The organism is Microbulbifer maximicatervae (SeqCode) (assembly GCF_056231245.1).
The window spans coordinates 796,034-811,142 of the sequence record NZ_CP174334.1; the positions used below are offsets into that span (position 1 = coordinate 796,034).

The 15,109-nt window shown below is 55.7% G+C and carries 16 protein-coding genes; 2 read left to right on the plus strand and 14 right to left on the minus strand.

The window, feature by feature from the left end:
• Window positions 1-21: 21 nt before the first annotated feature.
• From panB to pcnB, 4 genes are all read right to left on the minus strand, one after another.
• Window positions 22-834: a 3-methyl-2-oxobutanoate hydroxymethyltransferase gene (panB, locus tag ACJJIS_RS03395; protein WP_413663177.1), complete on the minus strand. Its 813-nt coding sequence runs from the start codon at window positions 832-834 to the stop codon at window positions 22-24.
• A 5-nt stretch (window positions 835-839) separates the two neighbouring features.
• Window positions 840-1,526: a deoxynucleoside kinase gene (locus ACJJIS_RS03400; protein WP_444915629.1), complete on the minus strand. Its 687-nt coding sequence runs from the start codon at window positions 1,524-1,526 to the stop codon at window positions 840-842.
• A 101-nt stretch (window positions 1,527-1,627) separates the two neighbouring features.
• Window positions 1,628-2,104 (minus strand): 2-amino-4-hydroxy-6-hydroxymethyldihydropteridine diphosphokinase, encoded by a 477-nt coding sequence (gene folK, locus ACJJIS_RS03405; RefSeq protein WP_445361196.1) that lies wholly within the window; start codon window positions 2,102-2,104, stop codon window positions 1,628-1,630.
• On the minus strand, window positions 2,104-3,480 hold the full coding sequence (pcnB, locus tag ACJJIS_RS03410) for a polynucleotide adenylyltransferase PcnB (RefSeq protein ID WP_444918100.1): 1,377 nt from the start codon (window positions 3,478-3,480) through the stop codon (window positions 2,104-2,106). The genes folK and pcnB overlap by 1 nt, the downstream gene beginning before the upstream one ends.
• A gap of 6 nt (window positions 3,481-3,486) precedes the next feature.
• On the opposite strand from pcnB, the gene ACJJIS_RS03415 reads away from it, so the two are divergent.
• Complete coding sequence (locus ACJJIS_RS03415; protein WP_475709482.1) at window positions 3,487-4,110, plus strand: hypothetical protein; 624 nt, start codon at window positions 3,487-3,489, stop codon at window positions 4,108-4,110.
• A gap of 182 nt (window positions 4,111-4,292) precedes the next feature.
• On the opposite strand, the gene ACJJIS_RS03420 is transcribed toward ACJJIS_RS03415, so the two are convergent.
• From ACJJIS_RS03420 to dksA, 5 genes are all read right to left on the minus strand, one after another.
• On the minus strand, window positions 4,293-5,684 hold the full coding sequence (locus ACJJIS_RS03420) for a sigma-54-dependent transcriptional regulator (protein WP_475709483.1): 1,392 nt from the start codon (window positions 5,682-5,684) through the stop codon (window positions 4,293-4,295).
• 129 nt (window positions 5,685-5,813) lie between these two features.
• Entirely contained in the window at window positions 5,814-8,777 is a 2,964-nt protein-coding gene (locus tag ACJJIS_RS03425; RefSeq protein WP_444937308.1) for an ATP-binding protein, read from the minus strand.
• Entirely contained in the window at window positions 8,767-8,943 is a 177-nt protein-coding gene (locus ACJJIS_RS03430) for a hypothetical protein (protein WP_169337099.1), read from the minus strand. Before ACJJIS_RS03430 ends, ACJJIS_RS03425 begins: the two co-directional genes overlap by 11 nt.
• A gap of 142 nt (window positions 8,944-9,085) precedes the next feature.
• Window positions 9,086-9,958, minus strand: a complete 873-nt coding sequence (gene gluQRS / locus ACJJIS_RS03435; protein ID WP_475709484.1) for a tRNA glutamyl-Q(34) synthetase GluQRS — start codon at window positions 9,956-9,958, stop codon at window positions 9,086-9,088.
• 80 nt (window positions 9,959-10,038) lie between these two features.
• Window positions 10,039-10,476, minus strand: coding sequence for an RNA polymerase-binding protein DksA (gene dksA / locus ACJJIS_RS03440; protein ID WP_108734345.1), 438 nt, complete (start codon window positions 10,474-10,476; stop codon window positions 10,039-10,041).
• 258 nt (window positions 10,477-10,734) lie between these two features.
• Here dksA and sfsA point away from each other — a divergent pair, with 258 nt between their 5' ends.
• The gene (gene sfsA, locus ACJJIS_RS03445; RefSeq protein ID WP_445361200.1) at window positions 10,735-11,436 is read left to right on the plus strand and encodes a DNA/RNA nuclease SfsA; all 702 of its coding nucleotides are present in this window, start codon (window positions 10,735-10,737) and stop codon (window positions 11,434-11,436) included.
• A gap of 18 nt (window positions 11,437-11,454) precedes the next feature.
• Here the strand turns inward: sfsA and ACJJIS_RS03450 are convergent, their stop codons facing one another.
• The 5 genes from ACJJIS_RS03450 to htpX form a co-directional block, all read right to left on the minus strand.
• Window positions 11,455-11,799 carry a Rieske (2Fe-2S) protein gene (locus ACJJIS_RS03450; RefSeq protein ID WP_444915635.1) on the minus strand — a complete coding sequence of 115 codons (345 nt, stop codon included), beginning with the start codon at window positions 11,797-11,799 and terminating at the stop codon, window positions 11,455-11,457.
• Between the two features lie 48 nt (window positions 11,800-11,847).
• Window positions 11,848-12,903 carry a S1C family serine protease gene (locus ACJJIS_RS03455; RefSeq protein WP_282931426.1) on the minus strand — a complete coding sequence of 352 codons (1,056 nt, stop codon included), beginning with the start codon at window positions 12,901-12,903 and terminating at the stop codon, window positions 11,848-11,850.
• 285 nt (window positions 12,904-13,188) lie between these two features.
• Window positions 13,189-13,719 (minus strand): hypothetical protein, encoded by a 531-nt coding sequence (locus ACJJIS_RS03460; RefSeq protein WP_444915636.1) that lies wholly within the window; start codon window positions 13,717-13,719, stop codon window positions 13,189-13,191.
• Between the two features lie 7 nt (window positions 13,720-13,726).
• A complete protein-coding gene (locus ACJJIS_RS03465; protein WP_444915637.1) occupies window positions 13,727-14,086 on the minus strand; it encodes a hypothetical protein in 360 nt (119 codons plus the stop codon).
• 108 nt (window positions 14,087-14,194) lie between these two features.
• On the minus strand, window positions 14,195-15,079 hold the full coding sequence (gene htpX, locus ACJJIS_RS03470) for a protease HtpX (RefSeq protein ID WP_475709485.1): 885 nt from the start codon (window positions 15,077-15,079) through the stop codon (window positions 14,195-14,197).
• Window positions 15,080-15,109: the final 30 nt, after the last annotated feature.

The window sequence follows — 15,109 nt, forward strand, 5'->3', positions numbered from 1 at the left end:
AGCACCCGGATGAGGGGAGTATTATTTAAATATGTGTTCCTCGCCGGGGAAAACGCCTTGCTTGACGTCCTCGGCGTATTTGCGCAGGGCCCCGGGAATATCCTCAGCCTCTACCAGGAAGTTTTTGGAAAACTTGGGGGGCTGTTGGGTGAGGCCCAGGATGTCATTGATTACCAGTACCTGGGCATCGCAGTCGCGGCCCGCGCCTATGCCGATGGTGGGCATGGATACGGCTTCGGTAATACGCTTTGCCAGGTCGGCGGGTACACATTCCAACACCAGCAGATCAGCTCCGGCTTCGTCGAGTTGTAGGGCGTCTTCGAGGATTTGCTTGGCGTGTTCTTCGTCGCGCCCCTGAACGCGATAGCCTCCCAGTTTGTGTACTGATTGAGGGGTGAGGCCCAGGTGGGCGCAAACGGGAATACCGCGATCAGTAAGAATCTTCACGGTGTCGGCGAGCCAGGCGCCTCCCTCGATCTTCACCATATGTGCACCGGCCTGCATGATCCGGGTTGCATTCTGGAGTGCCTGCTCTGGGGTGGCGTAGGTCATAAACGGCATATCCCCCATAATCAGGGACTTCTTATTGCCGCGCGCGACCGCCTCGACGTGGTAAATCATTTGCTCCATCGTCACTGGCACGGTGCTGTCGTAACCCAGCACGGTCATGCCCAGGGAATCTCCGACGAGCAGTGTCTCAACCCCGGACTTTTGTGCCATCGCAGCCATAGGGGCATCGTAGAGAGCAACGGTAATAAACTTCTCACCATTCGCTTTCATTTTTCGCAGGGTTTGAACGGTTACGAGCTTTTCTAATTCAGAGGGTGCATACATAACGATTAACTTCCTGGGTTGTAATAGTGCCGGCCACTGGTGATCGTGAACAGATATTCGACCAGCTGTTGGTAGTCCTCTGGGCTATCGACAATGTCGATCTCCTCGGTATTGACGATGAGTAGAGGCGCCTCATCGTAAAAATGGAAAAAGCGGGTGTAGGCGTTGTTGAGGGTGGCGAGGTACTCATTGCTTATCGCCTGCTCAGCCGGGATTCCCCGATTGCGGATTCGGGCTTGCAGCACATCGAGGGGGGCTTGCAAATAGATCACCAGGTCCGGCTTGGGTGCTTCCAGGGTGAGGTGTTTGTACACCTGTTGGTATAGGTGCAGCTCATCCTTATCCAGGGTGACTTCAGCAAACAGCTGGTCCTTTTCGATCAAAAAGTCCGACACCCGCACCGGCTCAAAGATATCGTCCTGCCGCAGTGCCTGGATTTGCTGTGATCGCTGGAGGAGAAAGTGCAGCTGGGTGGGCAGTGCGGCGTTTTGGGGGTCCCGGTAGAAACGCTCCAAAAAGGGGTTCTCCTCGGGTAATTCCAACAGCGTGTCGTAATTGAATGTGGAGGCCAGCTTCTTTGCCAGTGTGGTTTTTCCCACACCAATATTGCCTTCCACCGCGATAAATTTAGGCGGTGTTTTATTGGACAGGTTGAGTTCAGCTGTGCTGGTCTCGGGTTTTTCGATAACCACTTGAGCGACTCCTCTTTGTCTGGGGTCTTCCCTGATGAGTTGCAAACGCAAAAGTACTATTGAGAGGGCCGCCCGTCGAGTAGTTGGGGAGCCTCAGTCGATCAAACCTTTTCCAGGCGGTTTTCCGGGCAGCCCTGTAAGAGTGCTGGAAGGGCTCCCAATCCGGGCAGTTCCATCGCGGGAGCCAGTTCAGAAAGGGGTAGCAGTACGAAGTTGCGCTCGGCCATGCGCGGGTGTGGGACCTGTAGGCGGGGCTCATCGATTTGAGATTCCCCAAACAACAGGATATCCAGGTCCAGGGTGCGGGCGCCCCAGCGGATGGAGCGCTCGCGCCCGTGGGACAGCTCGATAGATTGGAGCTGGTCCAGTAGTGCTAGCGGGGACAGTGCTGTTTTCAATGCTGCGACGGCATTGATGTAATCGGGTTGATCGCCGGGGCCGACCGGGGCGCTTCGGTAAAAGCTCGAACACTCCAATAATTCTGTACTGGGGATTCGTTCCATGGCCGATAGGGCGCTGCGCAGTTGTTTGCCGGGCTCTGCCAGGTTACTGCCCAGGCCGATGTATACCGTTTCCATTACTGTTCTGCTCTCGGCTTGCGACGGCGGCCGCGAGAGTTGCGGTTGCGGCGCCCACCGCTGCCTGTGCGCTGTAGCTTGCGCACCATTTGCTGGCGCTGCTCATCGTCAGCCTGTTGGAAGTCGGTCCACCATTTGCCCAGGCCCGCTTCAATCTCGCCACTTTCTTCCCGCAGCAACAGGAAGTCGTAGGCGGCGCGGAAACGAGGGTGTTCCTGTAAGCGCTGGGCCCGACTGCCACCGCGCTGGGGCAGGCGCTGTTGCAGGTCCCAGATTTCCCGCATGGGGATTGAGAAGCGCTTGGGAATAGCGGTGTGGGCTAGCTGTGAACTGGTAACTTTTTGTGCTGCTTGGGCCAGCGCTGGCGCTGGTGGGGTGCCCTTGGCAATCAGCTTTTGTTGCTCGGTGCTCACCGCAGGCCAGAGTAGGGCGGCGTAGAGGAACGCTGGGGTAACACGCATATCGGCGCGGATACGTTGGTCCGTGTTGCGCAGGGCTTGCTGGGATAGTTTCAGGGCCGCGTTGTTGGCCTCAATTTGTGCGGCGTTGTCCGGGAACAGGTGTTGCCAGAGCTGGTACTGGCGCAGCAGCTCAAAGGTGCGCTCTCCGTGGCCACTCATCAGCAGCTTGAGAATCTCATCGAACAGGCGAGCCGGGGCAATATTACGTAACAGTGGCGCCAGCTCGTGCAGGGGAGCTTCCGTCTTGCCTTCAATAGTGAAATCCAACTTGGCGGCGAAGCGCACTGCGCGCAGCATGCGCACCGGGTCTTCCTTGTAGCGGACCTCCGGGGAGCCGATCATTCGAATCAGGCGCTTTTCAATATCCTCGACACCGCCGGTGTAGTCGTGGATTTCGAACCCTTTGGTGGTGTAGTAGAGCGCATTGACCGTGAAATCCCGACGCATGGCATCACTTTCCAGGTCGCCATAGACATTGTCACGCAGCAGCATACCGTGTTCGGACTGCTTGGCTTCGTGAGTCTCGCCATCGCTGTGGTGACCGCGGAAGGTAGTCACTTCGATAACTTCACGGCCTATACGGGCGTGCAGGATGCGAAAGCGGCGGCCGACAATGCGGGCGCCGCGAAACAGCACCTTGGCCTGCTCTGGAGTGGCGTCGGTGGCCACATCGAAATCCTTGGGGTGGCCGCCGAGCATCAGGTCGCGCACACCTCCACCTACGATATACGCCTGGTATCCGGCATCCTGAAGGCGCTTCATAACTGTTAAGGCCGCGCGGCTGATTTCTCGGCGCGAGATGCTGTGGTCGTTGCGGGCGATAACCCTGGGGCCTTTACTGGCCGGCTTGCGCCAGCGTTTGATACTACTAATCAGGTTGTTGAGCATACGGCTGTCTATGTTGACTGCTGCCATTTAGGGATGGCCGGGAAAGCCCCGCTGTGCTTGGCCACGCATTGGTTGGCGGCCTGTATAAGTGGTGGTCCCTCTGGGGAGATTCACGATGGCACTGCTGGAGCCTCTATACCTGGGCTACCCCAGGAGCGAGTCCGGAAAGGAGCCTCAGTGGCTGTTTATCCTCAGAGATCGGGACTCGCGGGCGCGATTCTAACACACGCAAAGGAATGCGCCCGCAATATGCGGGTGCCTGTAAGTTCGGGGGAAAAGAAATATGGGAATTATTATTACCAGTATGAAGGCAGCGGCTTCCTTGCGCTCTCAATTTGCTTTCAAGCAAACACCCTCTCCCAGGTACAGTTCAGTCAGTTTGCAACGCGCTTGTTGTTATTCTTATTCTTCTTGAGTTTTATTGTTATTGTTTATTGTTGTTCTTGCGGTTTTGGCCACTCATTGCTTTTATTGTCGGCCGCCCCATTATTTTTATTATGTTTCGCCCCGCTTATTGTTAGTTGTTATAGGGCATTTAACAGTCATTTATTTTTATTGTTGGCTGTTTTCAATTTTTGTACTAAGAGTAAAGCACTTAGTATGCCAACTTTTAAAAATCCTTATAAATCAATAATTTACGATCTTTACGAAATTTGACGGAACTTTTCTGAGAGCCATTGCGTTACGGAAGGTGCGAGAGTTGTTACTTCTGGGTGGGTGTGGGTAACACTCTGGTTGGTAACCCCTGTGGGGGTGGGGTAACAAAGTGGTCGAAGGAGTTTGACAGGTGAGGACGGATTGGGAGCAGGGGGCGAAGCCCCCTGGGGATAACGTTAGTTTTAAGCTTCTGCGGCGGCGCTGCGGCGGCTCTTCTTGCGGGGGATGCCCAGCTTTTGGCGTCGTTCCCACAGGCATTTGCGGCTGACGCCGAGCTTCTTGGCCAGGTCTGTCTCACTCATGGTGTCCTGGTGCTCAATAACGAAGCGGGCGAAGTAGTCTTCCAGGGACAGGTCCTCACGGGGGTCGGTGTGCAGGCTGCGGGGGCGCGGGATGCCGTCGGCCTCTTCGATCGGCACCAGGTCCAGATCGATATCCAGGGTTTTGTGGTCGATCTCGCGGCTGTTCTTATCCGTCAGGATTACAGCGCGCTGGATGGCGTTCTCCAATTCGCGCACGTTACCGGGCCAGGTGTAGGTGGTAACAGCCTGGATGGCCTCCGGTGACAGGCGCAATAAGGGGCGCTCGATCTTGGTGCAGAACTTTTCCAACAGGTGCTCTGCCAGTGCTAGGACGTCTCTGCCTCGCTCGCGCAAGGGGGCAAGCGTCATTTGCACCACATTGATGCGGTAGTAGAGGTCTTCCCGGAATTTACGCTCCGCTGACAGCTGGCGCAGGTTGCGGTGGGTGGCTGTTACCAGGCGCACATCCACTTTGCGGGATTCGATCGAGCCGATTGGCCGCACTTCGCCCTCTTGCAATACACGCAGCAGGCGGGCCTGAGCCTCCAGGGGCAGCTCACCGATTTCGTCGAGGAACAGGGTTCCTCCATCGGCTGCCGCTACCAGTCCCTCGCGGGAACTCTGGGCACCGGTAAATGCACCTTTCTCGTAGCCGAACAGCTCAGATTCAATCAGTGTGTCGGGAATCGCGGCACAGTTGACGGAGATCAGCGGTTTGTTGGCCCGGCGGCTCTCCTCGTGAATAGCCCGGGCGACCAGTTCCTTACCGGTGCCGGTTTCACCGTGCACCAGGACGGTGGCGTCTGTGGGGGCAACTTTATGGATGCGACCGTAGAGCTCCCTCATCACTGGGCTGCTGCCAATCATGCCGGCGATAGTGCCGGTATTCTCTTTCTCGTTGATGGGCTGGGCGCGATTCTGCTCCGCTTTGCCTATGACCCGGCGGACGGTTGCGAGCATTTCGTCGTGATCAAAGGGCTTGGCGATATAGTCGGCGGCCCCCATACGCATGGAGTCCACCGCAGAGCGGAGGCTGGCGTAACTGGTCATAATCAGTACCGGAATATCACCGGCGTGCTTGAGCAGGTCGGTGCCCGGTGCGCCGGGCAGGCGCAAATCGGAAATAACCAGGTCAACTTCATTGAGGCGGTACTTGGTGAGCGCCTCCTTTACCGAACCCGCTTCACTGATTTTGTAGCGGTGCCGCTCTAAAAGCTTGCGCAGCGCCGTTCGGATAATGGCTTCATCTTCGACGATGAGGATGTGGCTCATATGTTACGCCTGGTTACAAAATGCTCAGTAAGCGCCTAGTTTTACCCGGGCGCCGTTTCGATGCAACTCAAAAACGGTTAATCGGGTTATTTTTGCACAAATAATGATCGATATGGGTGTCCAGCCATCTCAGTCGCCCAGGGGGAGTTGCACAATAAAGCGGGCGCCAGTCCCGGTTTCCGGGTTGGCGGGACTGACCAATTCCAGCTGGCCGCCGTGCTCCTCGACAATGCTGTAAACCATTGCCAGGCCCAGTCCTGTACCCTCGCCGGGCTCTTTCGTTGTGAAGAAGGGCTCCAGAATCCGTTCACGATGCTGAGCTGAAATTCCCGGTCCGCTGTCGGTGACAGAGACACAGGCGCTGCCGCTCTTGCGATAGCCCTCAATTAGAATCTGGCCGCCATCGGGGCTGGCATCGCGGGCATTGCTGAGCAGGTTGATAAACACCTGGATCAGGCGCTGGTTGTCTCCCGGGGCGATCAGGTCTTCGGGTACCCGATTCTCAAACTGGACCTCGGTCTTATCCCGTTGCAGGGACAGCAGGTTGACCGCCTCCTGCACACAGGCATAGAGATCTACCGGGGCCCGCTCGCTGTCTTCTTGGTTGCCGCTGTGAGAGAAGTTGACCAGGGAGTGGACGATACGGCTGATGCGCTGGGTCTGGCTCAAGATCTGGTCGGCGGTTTCCAGGACCTCCGGGTTGTCACAGTCGTACTGGAGGTTTTGTGCCAGGCAGGCGATTCCCGTTACCGGGTTACCCACTTCATGGGCTACGCCGGCGGCCAGGCGACCCACAGAGGCCAGGCGCTCGCTGTGGATAAGTTCCTGTTCCAAGACCTGTGTTTCGGTAATGTCCTCCAGCAACAACATTTGTGCATCGCCGCGCTCGTCGCGGGAGCGGTCGCTGCGGCTGCGTTTTTGCCGTGCCTTGTGCAGGTTGAGCCAGTGGCTATTGCCGTCGAGGCTCACCTGTTGCTTAAAGCGGCTGGCATCAGTGGATAGGGCGAATTCGCCCAGCAGGCTGCGCCAGGGTTCCGCCAAGTATTCCAGTTTCGAGCCGATTACCTCGCTGGCACTGATACCGGTGAGGTCCTGCATGGCGTAGTTCCACAGCAGGACTTCTCCGTCGCGCCCCAGGGAGCAAGCGGCCATCGGCAGCTCTTCCAGCATTTGGCGGTGATACAGACGCAGGTTATTGAGTTCTGCGGCCAGGCCAGTGAGCTGGTGCTTGTAACGGCCCAACCGGGTCTCGATCAGGTGAATGTCCTTGTTTGCCGGCTGATCGCTGTTCTGGAACGGGAAGTGTCGATCAATAATTTGCACCGCCAGAACACGCCCCAGCAGGCCGGAGAGATTGGACTCCAGCTTGTTGCGCAGTTGACGCAGGGCGTAGGGGCGGCGCTCGTTGTCCGGCAGATTGAGAGCGGCGAGAGCGCGTTTAACTTCTTTATTCGCAGTAGCGGCTCCGAGGCTTTCAGCCAAGCGCAGGCGAAAATCTGCGGCGGATTCCACATCCAGTCCCAAGCGCAGAGCCTGGGCGATGGTGTCGTCGCTACACAGGTCAGCGGCGTACTGCTCCAGGCTGCTGGTGCGGGTGAACAGAGACAGGCCGACAAATAACAGGACATTGACCCCCAGTGACAGGGTGGTGATCTGTGTCCAGATAGACATTCCCAGGGGAATTTGGAGGGAAGTGCCGGGCAGGGTGATGCCGGTAATCCCAAAAATTGACGGAATTAACAGGCCGCCCCCCCAAAGTAACATGCCTGCCAGCAGACCACCGACAAATCCGCGTCGATTGCCTCGCGGCCAGTGGATTACAGCAAAAATCCCCGGCAGGAACTGAAGTGATCCGATAAATGCCAGCAGGGCCAGGTCCGACAGGGAGAGTCGGTTGTTGAGCAACAGGTAAAAGGCAAAGCCGGCAATAAATAGAGCGGCGATCAGCGCGCGGCGCAGCCACACCAGCTGCCGGTACATATTGTCCTCAGAGTGCCAGCGGGTGCCGGGTAGCAGCCAGTGGTTCATCACCATGGTGGCGAGGGCCAGGGTGATCATAATCAGTGCGCCAGTGGCTGCCGATAGGCCGCCGATAAAGGCAAGGGTGGTGAGCAGCGCCGAGCCACTGGCGCGGGGAACCGCCAGGGAGAAGTACTGCACCGGGCCGGCCACATCCAGGGCAAAGCCCGCCCACATGATGGGGAAGATGGGCAGGGCCATCAGCAGCAGGAACAGGGGGAAGCCCCAGCTGGCGGTGCGCATTGCCTGTCCGGTGGGGCGCTCGGCAATACTCAGGTAAAAAATATGTGGCATAGCCACGGCAGTGGCGATAAACACCAGCAGCAGGGTGTGGGATGAGCCCTGCTTGATGGGGGTGTAGAGCAGCTGGTGCATATCGGGGTTCTCCAGCAGCCACTCATCCAGGCCGGAAAACCCACCGAAGACGCCGTAAATGGCATAGCCGCCCACAGCGGTGAGAGCCACCAGTTTTACCAGGGACTCCAGGGCCATGGCACTGGCCAGGCCCTCGCCACGCTCGCGGGTAGCTCCGTACATACTGGTGAATACCGCCAGCAGCACGCAGTAGAAAAATGCGATTAAATTTTTGCTCGATACACCGCTGTCCGGCAGCGCCAGGGCTGCCACACTATCCCGCGACAGCAGCGCCAGGGTCTCAGATACCGCCTGGATTTGCAGGGCGATCAGGGGGAGCAGCGCCAACAGCATAAACAGGGTGGCGAGAGTCCCCGCCTGGCGGCTGTGATAGCGGAACACCAGAAGATCTGCCGGGGAGTACAGCTGGTAGCGCTGTGCCAGGCGCGCCAGTGGCTCAAGGGCTACTGGCGCAAACAGGAACATGGCGCCGGTGCCCAGATAGTAGGCGAGCACCCCGTAACCATATTGCCAGGCCAGGTCGACGATACCGTAGAAAGTCCAGGCCGATAACGATACGCCCAGGGAGAGCACATAAACCAGCGGGTGGCGCACCCAGCGGGAAGGCAGCCAGCCCTTGGAGGTGGCGAAGGCGACAAAAAACAGGGTGGCGATGTAGGCCACTCCCACCAGGGCAATGTGGGCAATATCAAAGCTCATTCGATTTGCGCCTCCACTGGATAAAAATCGCCAGTAGGATCAGCACGAACCAGAGGATAAAAGGCCGGTACCAGGCGCCGACGGGATTGATCATCCAGGTAAAGATGGTGGGGGAGAATACATAACCCACCAGCACCAGCAGAATTAATAGTGTGCGGTTACTCATAGATCGCCTTGAAAACCCGCTAGAGAAATTTGTTGCCCGCGCACTGTACCGGTGAGAAGTCATCCCTGTGTAATCGTCAACGCGGGTTATCAGCCGGAGCCCTAAGGGCGGCTGGCGCGGAAATGGTAAGTGCAGCTTGGAATCAGTGCAATTGGCGGTTGCGCATATCTATCTGATGGCGGCGCCAGCGCGCGGTAGCCCACTTGAGAATATGCTCGGGGGATTCTGTTAGGGCAGTGTTTGGCAGTTTGAAGCCGAGGAACTGTAAGGCCTTACACAGGTTATCGGAAGCCATGTTGTCGTCGATAGCCGGCGCGTGATTTTGTTTGCTGAGTTTTTGCCTGTCGTCAGGGCCCATCACCAGCGGCAGATGGCCGAACTGGGGGGGAGTAGCGCCGAGGATTTTAAACAGGCGCTGTTGTGCACCGGTGGTATCCAATAGATCTGAGCCGCGCACCACCTGGTTGATTTGTTGGTCGATATCGTCGACAACGACTGCCAGTTGGTAGGCATAGAGGCCGTCGCGGCGCTTGAGAATGGTGTCTTCGCGGATGAGCTGCCGTTGCTCTCCGTGCCAAATATCCACAAAGCTTTCCTCGCCGCCTGCGCATTGCAATCGCAGCGCTGAGGGTTCGCTCACATCGTATTTAAGGCGACAGAAGTCGTTCGCATGTCCACCATTTTTCTTAATCTGGCTGCGTGAGCAGTCGCAGGGGTAAATCAGTTGCCGTTGGCGCAGTGTGGACAGGGTTTCCTCGTAGAGTGCGTAGCGCTTGCTCTGCCATTCGACGGGGCCGTGCCAGTGCAGTCCGTGGGCTTCCAGGGATTTCAGAATGCGGGTTGCCGCGCCGGGCTCTTCCCGGGGAGGGTCGAGGTCTTCCATGCGCAGGAGCCAGTGTCCGCCATGGGCGAGGGCGTCAAGGTAGCTGCCGACGGCGCACACCAGTGAGCCGAAGTGGAGCGGTCCACTCGGGGAGGGTGCGAAGCGACCAATATAGGGAGTTGTGCTGTTCAAAATGAATAGGGGCGATACATTGATCGCCCCCTCCGAGCAGGGCGATCGCAAGCGAACGCCGTGCCGCTATCGGTTGTGGATCAGCCGGAGATCTGCCGTTCCTTGATTTCCGCGAGGGTTTTGCAGTCCACGCACAGAGTGGCGGTTGGACGGGCCTCCAGGCGGCGAATGCCGATATCAACACCACAGGCTTCGCAGAAACCGTAGTCATCCTGGTCGATAAGCTCCAGGGTGGCATCGATCTTCTTGATCAGCTTGCGCTCGCGATCGCGGGTGCGTAATTCCAGGCTAAATTCTTCTTCCTGGCTGGCGCGGTCTGCGGGATCGGGGAAGTTTGCGGCCTCGTCTTTCATGTGGGAAACGGTGCGGTCCACTTCCGCCATCAGCTCGGCCTTCCAGGCCAACAGCAAGTTGCGGAAATGCTCCTGCTGCTTCTCATTCATGTACTCTTCGCCCTGCGTCTCCTTGTAGGGCTCAAAGCCGTGCAGAGATTCGGTGCTCGCAGCAGTTTTGGGCATAGTCGTTGCCTCTCTTTCTATACGGGCCCCCCTTTATGGGGGCGATACCACCAAATTCAATCTAGCCTAGACCGGAATCTTTCTAAGTGATGCTTTTTTCACCTATCAAATTCGCTGCGGTGTCAGGCTAATCCTGTTCTCGGTACCGATACCCCTGGCGACCGAGAGCGAGGAAGCTATCAAATCTGCGCGATTCGCGCCACAAATAGTTGTCTGCTATTTTGTGGCGCCTGAAATTACAGCCAAGTGGTCCAGCCCGTGAAATTTACCCCTCAGTTGCAAAAGGCAACACTTTTGCGCCGATACAAGCGCTTTCTCGCCGATGTGGAATCTGCCAGTGGCGACGTGTTTACCATCCACTGCCCAAATACGGGGTCTATGAAGAATTGTTGGGTGGAGGGGGGAGACTGCTGGTACTCCGATTCTGGCAACCCCAAGCGCAAGTATCGCCACACTCTGGAAATCTGTACGACCCCGGATGGAGCCCTGGCGGGGGTTAATACAGGCCGCGCCAATGCTCTGGTTGAAGAGGCCATTCTGTCCGGGGTAGTCAGCGAGTTGCAGGGCTATGAATCCCTACGCAGGGAAGTGCGCTATGGCGAGGAAAATAGCCGTATCGATCTGTTGTTGTCCGGTGCCGATGGGGACTGCTACGTAGAAGTGAAAAATGTGACCCTGGCAGATGGGGCGCAGGGTTACTTTCCCGATGCGGTAAGTGCCCGGGGCGCCAAGCACCTGCGCGAGCTGCAAAAACTGGCTGAGAGCGGTGTGCGGGCGGTACTTTTTTACTGCGTCCAACACAGCGGTATCGAGACTGTGCAGGCGGCGCGGGAAATTGATCCCGCTTATGCTAAGGCCCTGGATTCCGCTGTCGATGCTGGTGTGCAAGTGCTTGCATACCGCGCGAAGCTCGGTGCTGAAGGCGTCGAGCTGGTGGAGGCCCTGCCTTTTCTCCCGTAAGGGAAAGGCAGGGGGCTGTCAGTCGGCTAGTAATGCGTAGAGACCGTCCTGTGCATATTCCACCGGTACTGGGGTCAGGGCATCACCAGTACAGGGCCCGGCGATACACTCCCCAGATTCAATCAGGAATAGCGCGCCGTGGGAGGCGCACTGAATAAGTGCGCCATCGGGATCGAGGAACTGGTCTTCCTGCCAGTCCAGGTTGATACCCCGGTGAGGGCAGGTGTTTTTGTAGGCGTAGACCTCGCCATCTTTCATCACAGCAAACACATTGTCAGTGCCGGCGGCAGTGTCTCCGAGGGAGAACCCTTTGGATTGACCTTCGCTTATTTCGTCATAGCGACACAGGAAGTACTTCTGCATAGATTATCGGCTCCCGGCCTAATTCTTGTTCAGGGCGCAAGCGCCTGCTTATTCGGGTGCCGCGAGTCTAATGGACGTGTAGCGAATTGTCCCGTCACGCAGTATGCCGATAGTGATTTCGTCACCGGCACTGTGCTTTTCCAGGGCATTGAGCAGATCGTCGTAGCTGCGAATCGGCTGCTGTTCTATTTCTACAATCACATCGCCCAATTCCCAGCCTCCACCCCGGGTGCGGTGGATACCGCGCAAGCCGGCTTTCTCTGCGGGAAGCCCGGGAGCGGTACGCAATACAGCCACCCCCTCAAAGCCGTAGCGGCTACTCCACTGGTCCGGGGCGGATTCGATACCAATAATCGGGCGCACCAGGCGGCCATGATTGATCAGTTCCGGCACAATTTTTTTGACCGTATCCACTGGAATTGCAAAGCCAATACCGACACTGGCGCCACTAGGGCTGTAAATTGCGGTATTGACTCCGATTAAACGCGCCTGGGAATCCAGCAACGGGCCGCCGGAGTTACCTGGATTAATAGCCGCATCTGTTTGGATAACATTGCGAATGGTGCGGTTGTTGGCGGCTTCAATTTCCCGCCCTAGGGCGCTGACCACCCCGGTGGTGAGAGTGGTATCCAGGCCGAACGGGTTGCCGATAGCCAGTACTTTACGGCCTACCGCGAGATTGCTGGAGGTGCCCACAACCAGCGGTTTTAGCAACTCCCTGGGAGCGTTAATTTTCAGAACTGCCAGATCTTTTTCCGGCGCAGATCCCACCAGTTCGGCCGGCCACTCGCTGCGATCCTGCAAAGTAATAGTGATTTGCCGCGCACCCTCAATAACGTGAAAATTGGTGACAATATGGCCCTGAGTGTCCCAGATAAATCCGCTGCCGGCGCCTTTGGGCACTGAGTGGAGGCGCAGGGTCCTGCGATCCCGCACCAGGGTTTCATTGGTGACATAGACCACTGACGGACTGGCAAAATTGAACACCTGCATGGTGTTGCGCTCGTCGTCGGTGGCAAAGGTTTCCGCCTGCGCAGATATTGCCGGGGTAAGCAGTAAAAAGACTGAGATTAAGCTGGCGCGTAGAGTTTTAAGTAGAGTCATTAATACAATCCTCCCTTTGAACTACCGGATTGGAAGAGACGTCTGTAACTGTCGTCTTCCTTTTTGTTTGTTGCTGTTTTGAAAGTGTATCTTGTTTGCAATCGTTATGCGGTGTTGGCTGTTTATTGGGGGCTGCTGGCGAGATTTAAAGTTGGGGGCTATGGATCGGAACTCACTTTAGCTGAGCGTCGCCGACTGCTGCTGGAGCAATGAAATTTCTGCGGTGGGATTAATGGTGACATCTGCGCTAGTTTTGTCGAACAGTACAAAACCTGTTACGGCCTGTCAGGTTGACTCGCAACGGGCCTGGTGATTAAAAAACAGTACCAGGTTCCGGACCGTTGTTACCTTGCCAAAATAGGGATTGCTTTGATAGTCCTCAAGGGTTCGCCCGGTTCTTTGTGCGATCTCTTCAAATAAGTCCAGATAGAGATCATCTTCATCCAGTTTTAGGGTATTAAAGAAATCATCTGATGTTTGAATTGGGACCAGTTGTTTGGTGGGAAGTGTCGCTTGTAGTTGCTCATACACCGCTCTAATAATCCATGTATCTACAATTTTGCAATCAAACTCCCGGGCAAATTCACAAATGGATAAACCTTTGCGGTTGTCACGTAGATGTTGGAAATGCCTATCAATTTTGGGTTGTTCGAGATAGCCCCAAATTATGGCCAATAATACTAAGCCAACTAAAGCTAAAAGGTATATTGGATGGTAAATAAGGAGAGCTAACACTGCTGTTAGAAAAGCAAATAGTGTAAATTTACTTGCCCTTTTAGGCTTGTATTTAGGCATAAATCTTGATGCTTTTCTCATGTTTTTATTATTGCTCCAATGTTGGTAGTTTTAGCTTTTGTTCCAGTTGAACAAAGGTTTTTTCTGTGTAGGGGCCAAAAACAAACTTGGAAGAATCTGCAAATTTGTGGTCTTTAAGTCGATCTATGTAATAGTAAACGCAGGCACCCTCAGGGCAAGCGTAGACTGAGACGAACATCTCGTTTGCACTGATATGATGTGGCTTATCGATACGGCGGATGTAGGCATCGTCACCCAAATTAAAACCAAGGGCTTTTTCGCCATCTATCCAATAAATCTCGTAAGGGCCGTCACTCCATGAAGGAGAACACCCAATTAAAAATATTGCGACGAGTAGTGGGATGTACTTCAGGACACTTCTTTGCATAAATGCTTTTACTTTGCATCTGTCCACATAGAAAATAATTACGTTTTAGTGGCAGCTCTGTGAGAAATTGAAACTACAGCTCTGATCACTTATCTATCCAGTTAGGCACTAATTACGGAAGTTTTGCAGGGCGAGAATACGATCATCCAGTGGTGGGTGCGTGGCCATAAGCGCTCCCATGCTACCGAATATACCGAAGGCTTTCATATTGCCGGGTAGGGGTTCCTCGTGGCCGCGATCGGACTCCACCTTGAGCCGTTGCAGCGCGGCAATCATGGATTGGGGGCTGGCCAGTGTGGCGCCGGCATGGTCGGCCCGATATTCACGGCGGCGACTGAACCAGGCGACAATCATCATGGCGAAGAAGCCGAATATGATATCCATAACAATGGATGTGACAAAATAGCCGATGCCCAATCCCTCTTCGTTGCGCAAGATAACCCGGTCTACGAAGAATCCAACCAAGCGGGCGAGGAACATCACAAAGGTATTTACCACGCCCTGGATCAGTGCCAGCGTCACCATATCGCCATTGGCCACGTGACCAATTTCATGGCCAATTACGGCGCGGGCTTCCTCTCGGCTAAAGCGCTGCAGCAGACCGGCACTGACAGAGATCAGGGCGCTGTTGCGATTCCAACCGGTGGCGAAGGCATTCGCCTGGGGCATTGGGAATATCCCCACATCTGGCATACCGATGCCCGCTTTGCGGGAGAGTTCCCGTACGGTTTCTACCAACCACTGTTCATCGGCACTGCGGGGCTGCTCGATAATTTGTGTGCGGGTACTGACCCGTGCGATGGTTTTCGATAAGAGCAGGGAAATAAAAGACCCGCCAAAACCAAAAATTGCGCACATCAGCAACAAGGCGCCGAGGTTGAGATCGACACCGTTTGCCTGAAGAATTCCCCCAATTCCAAAAATATTGAAAATAATGCCAACCAATACAAGGACAGCAAGGTTGGTCAGCAGGAATAGCCCAATGCGCAACATCGGATCTCTCCTTTGAGTGAGTGTCTTTAC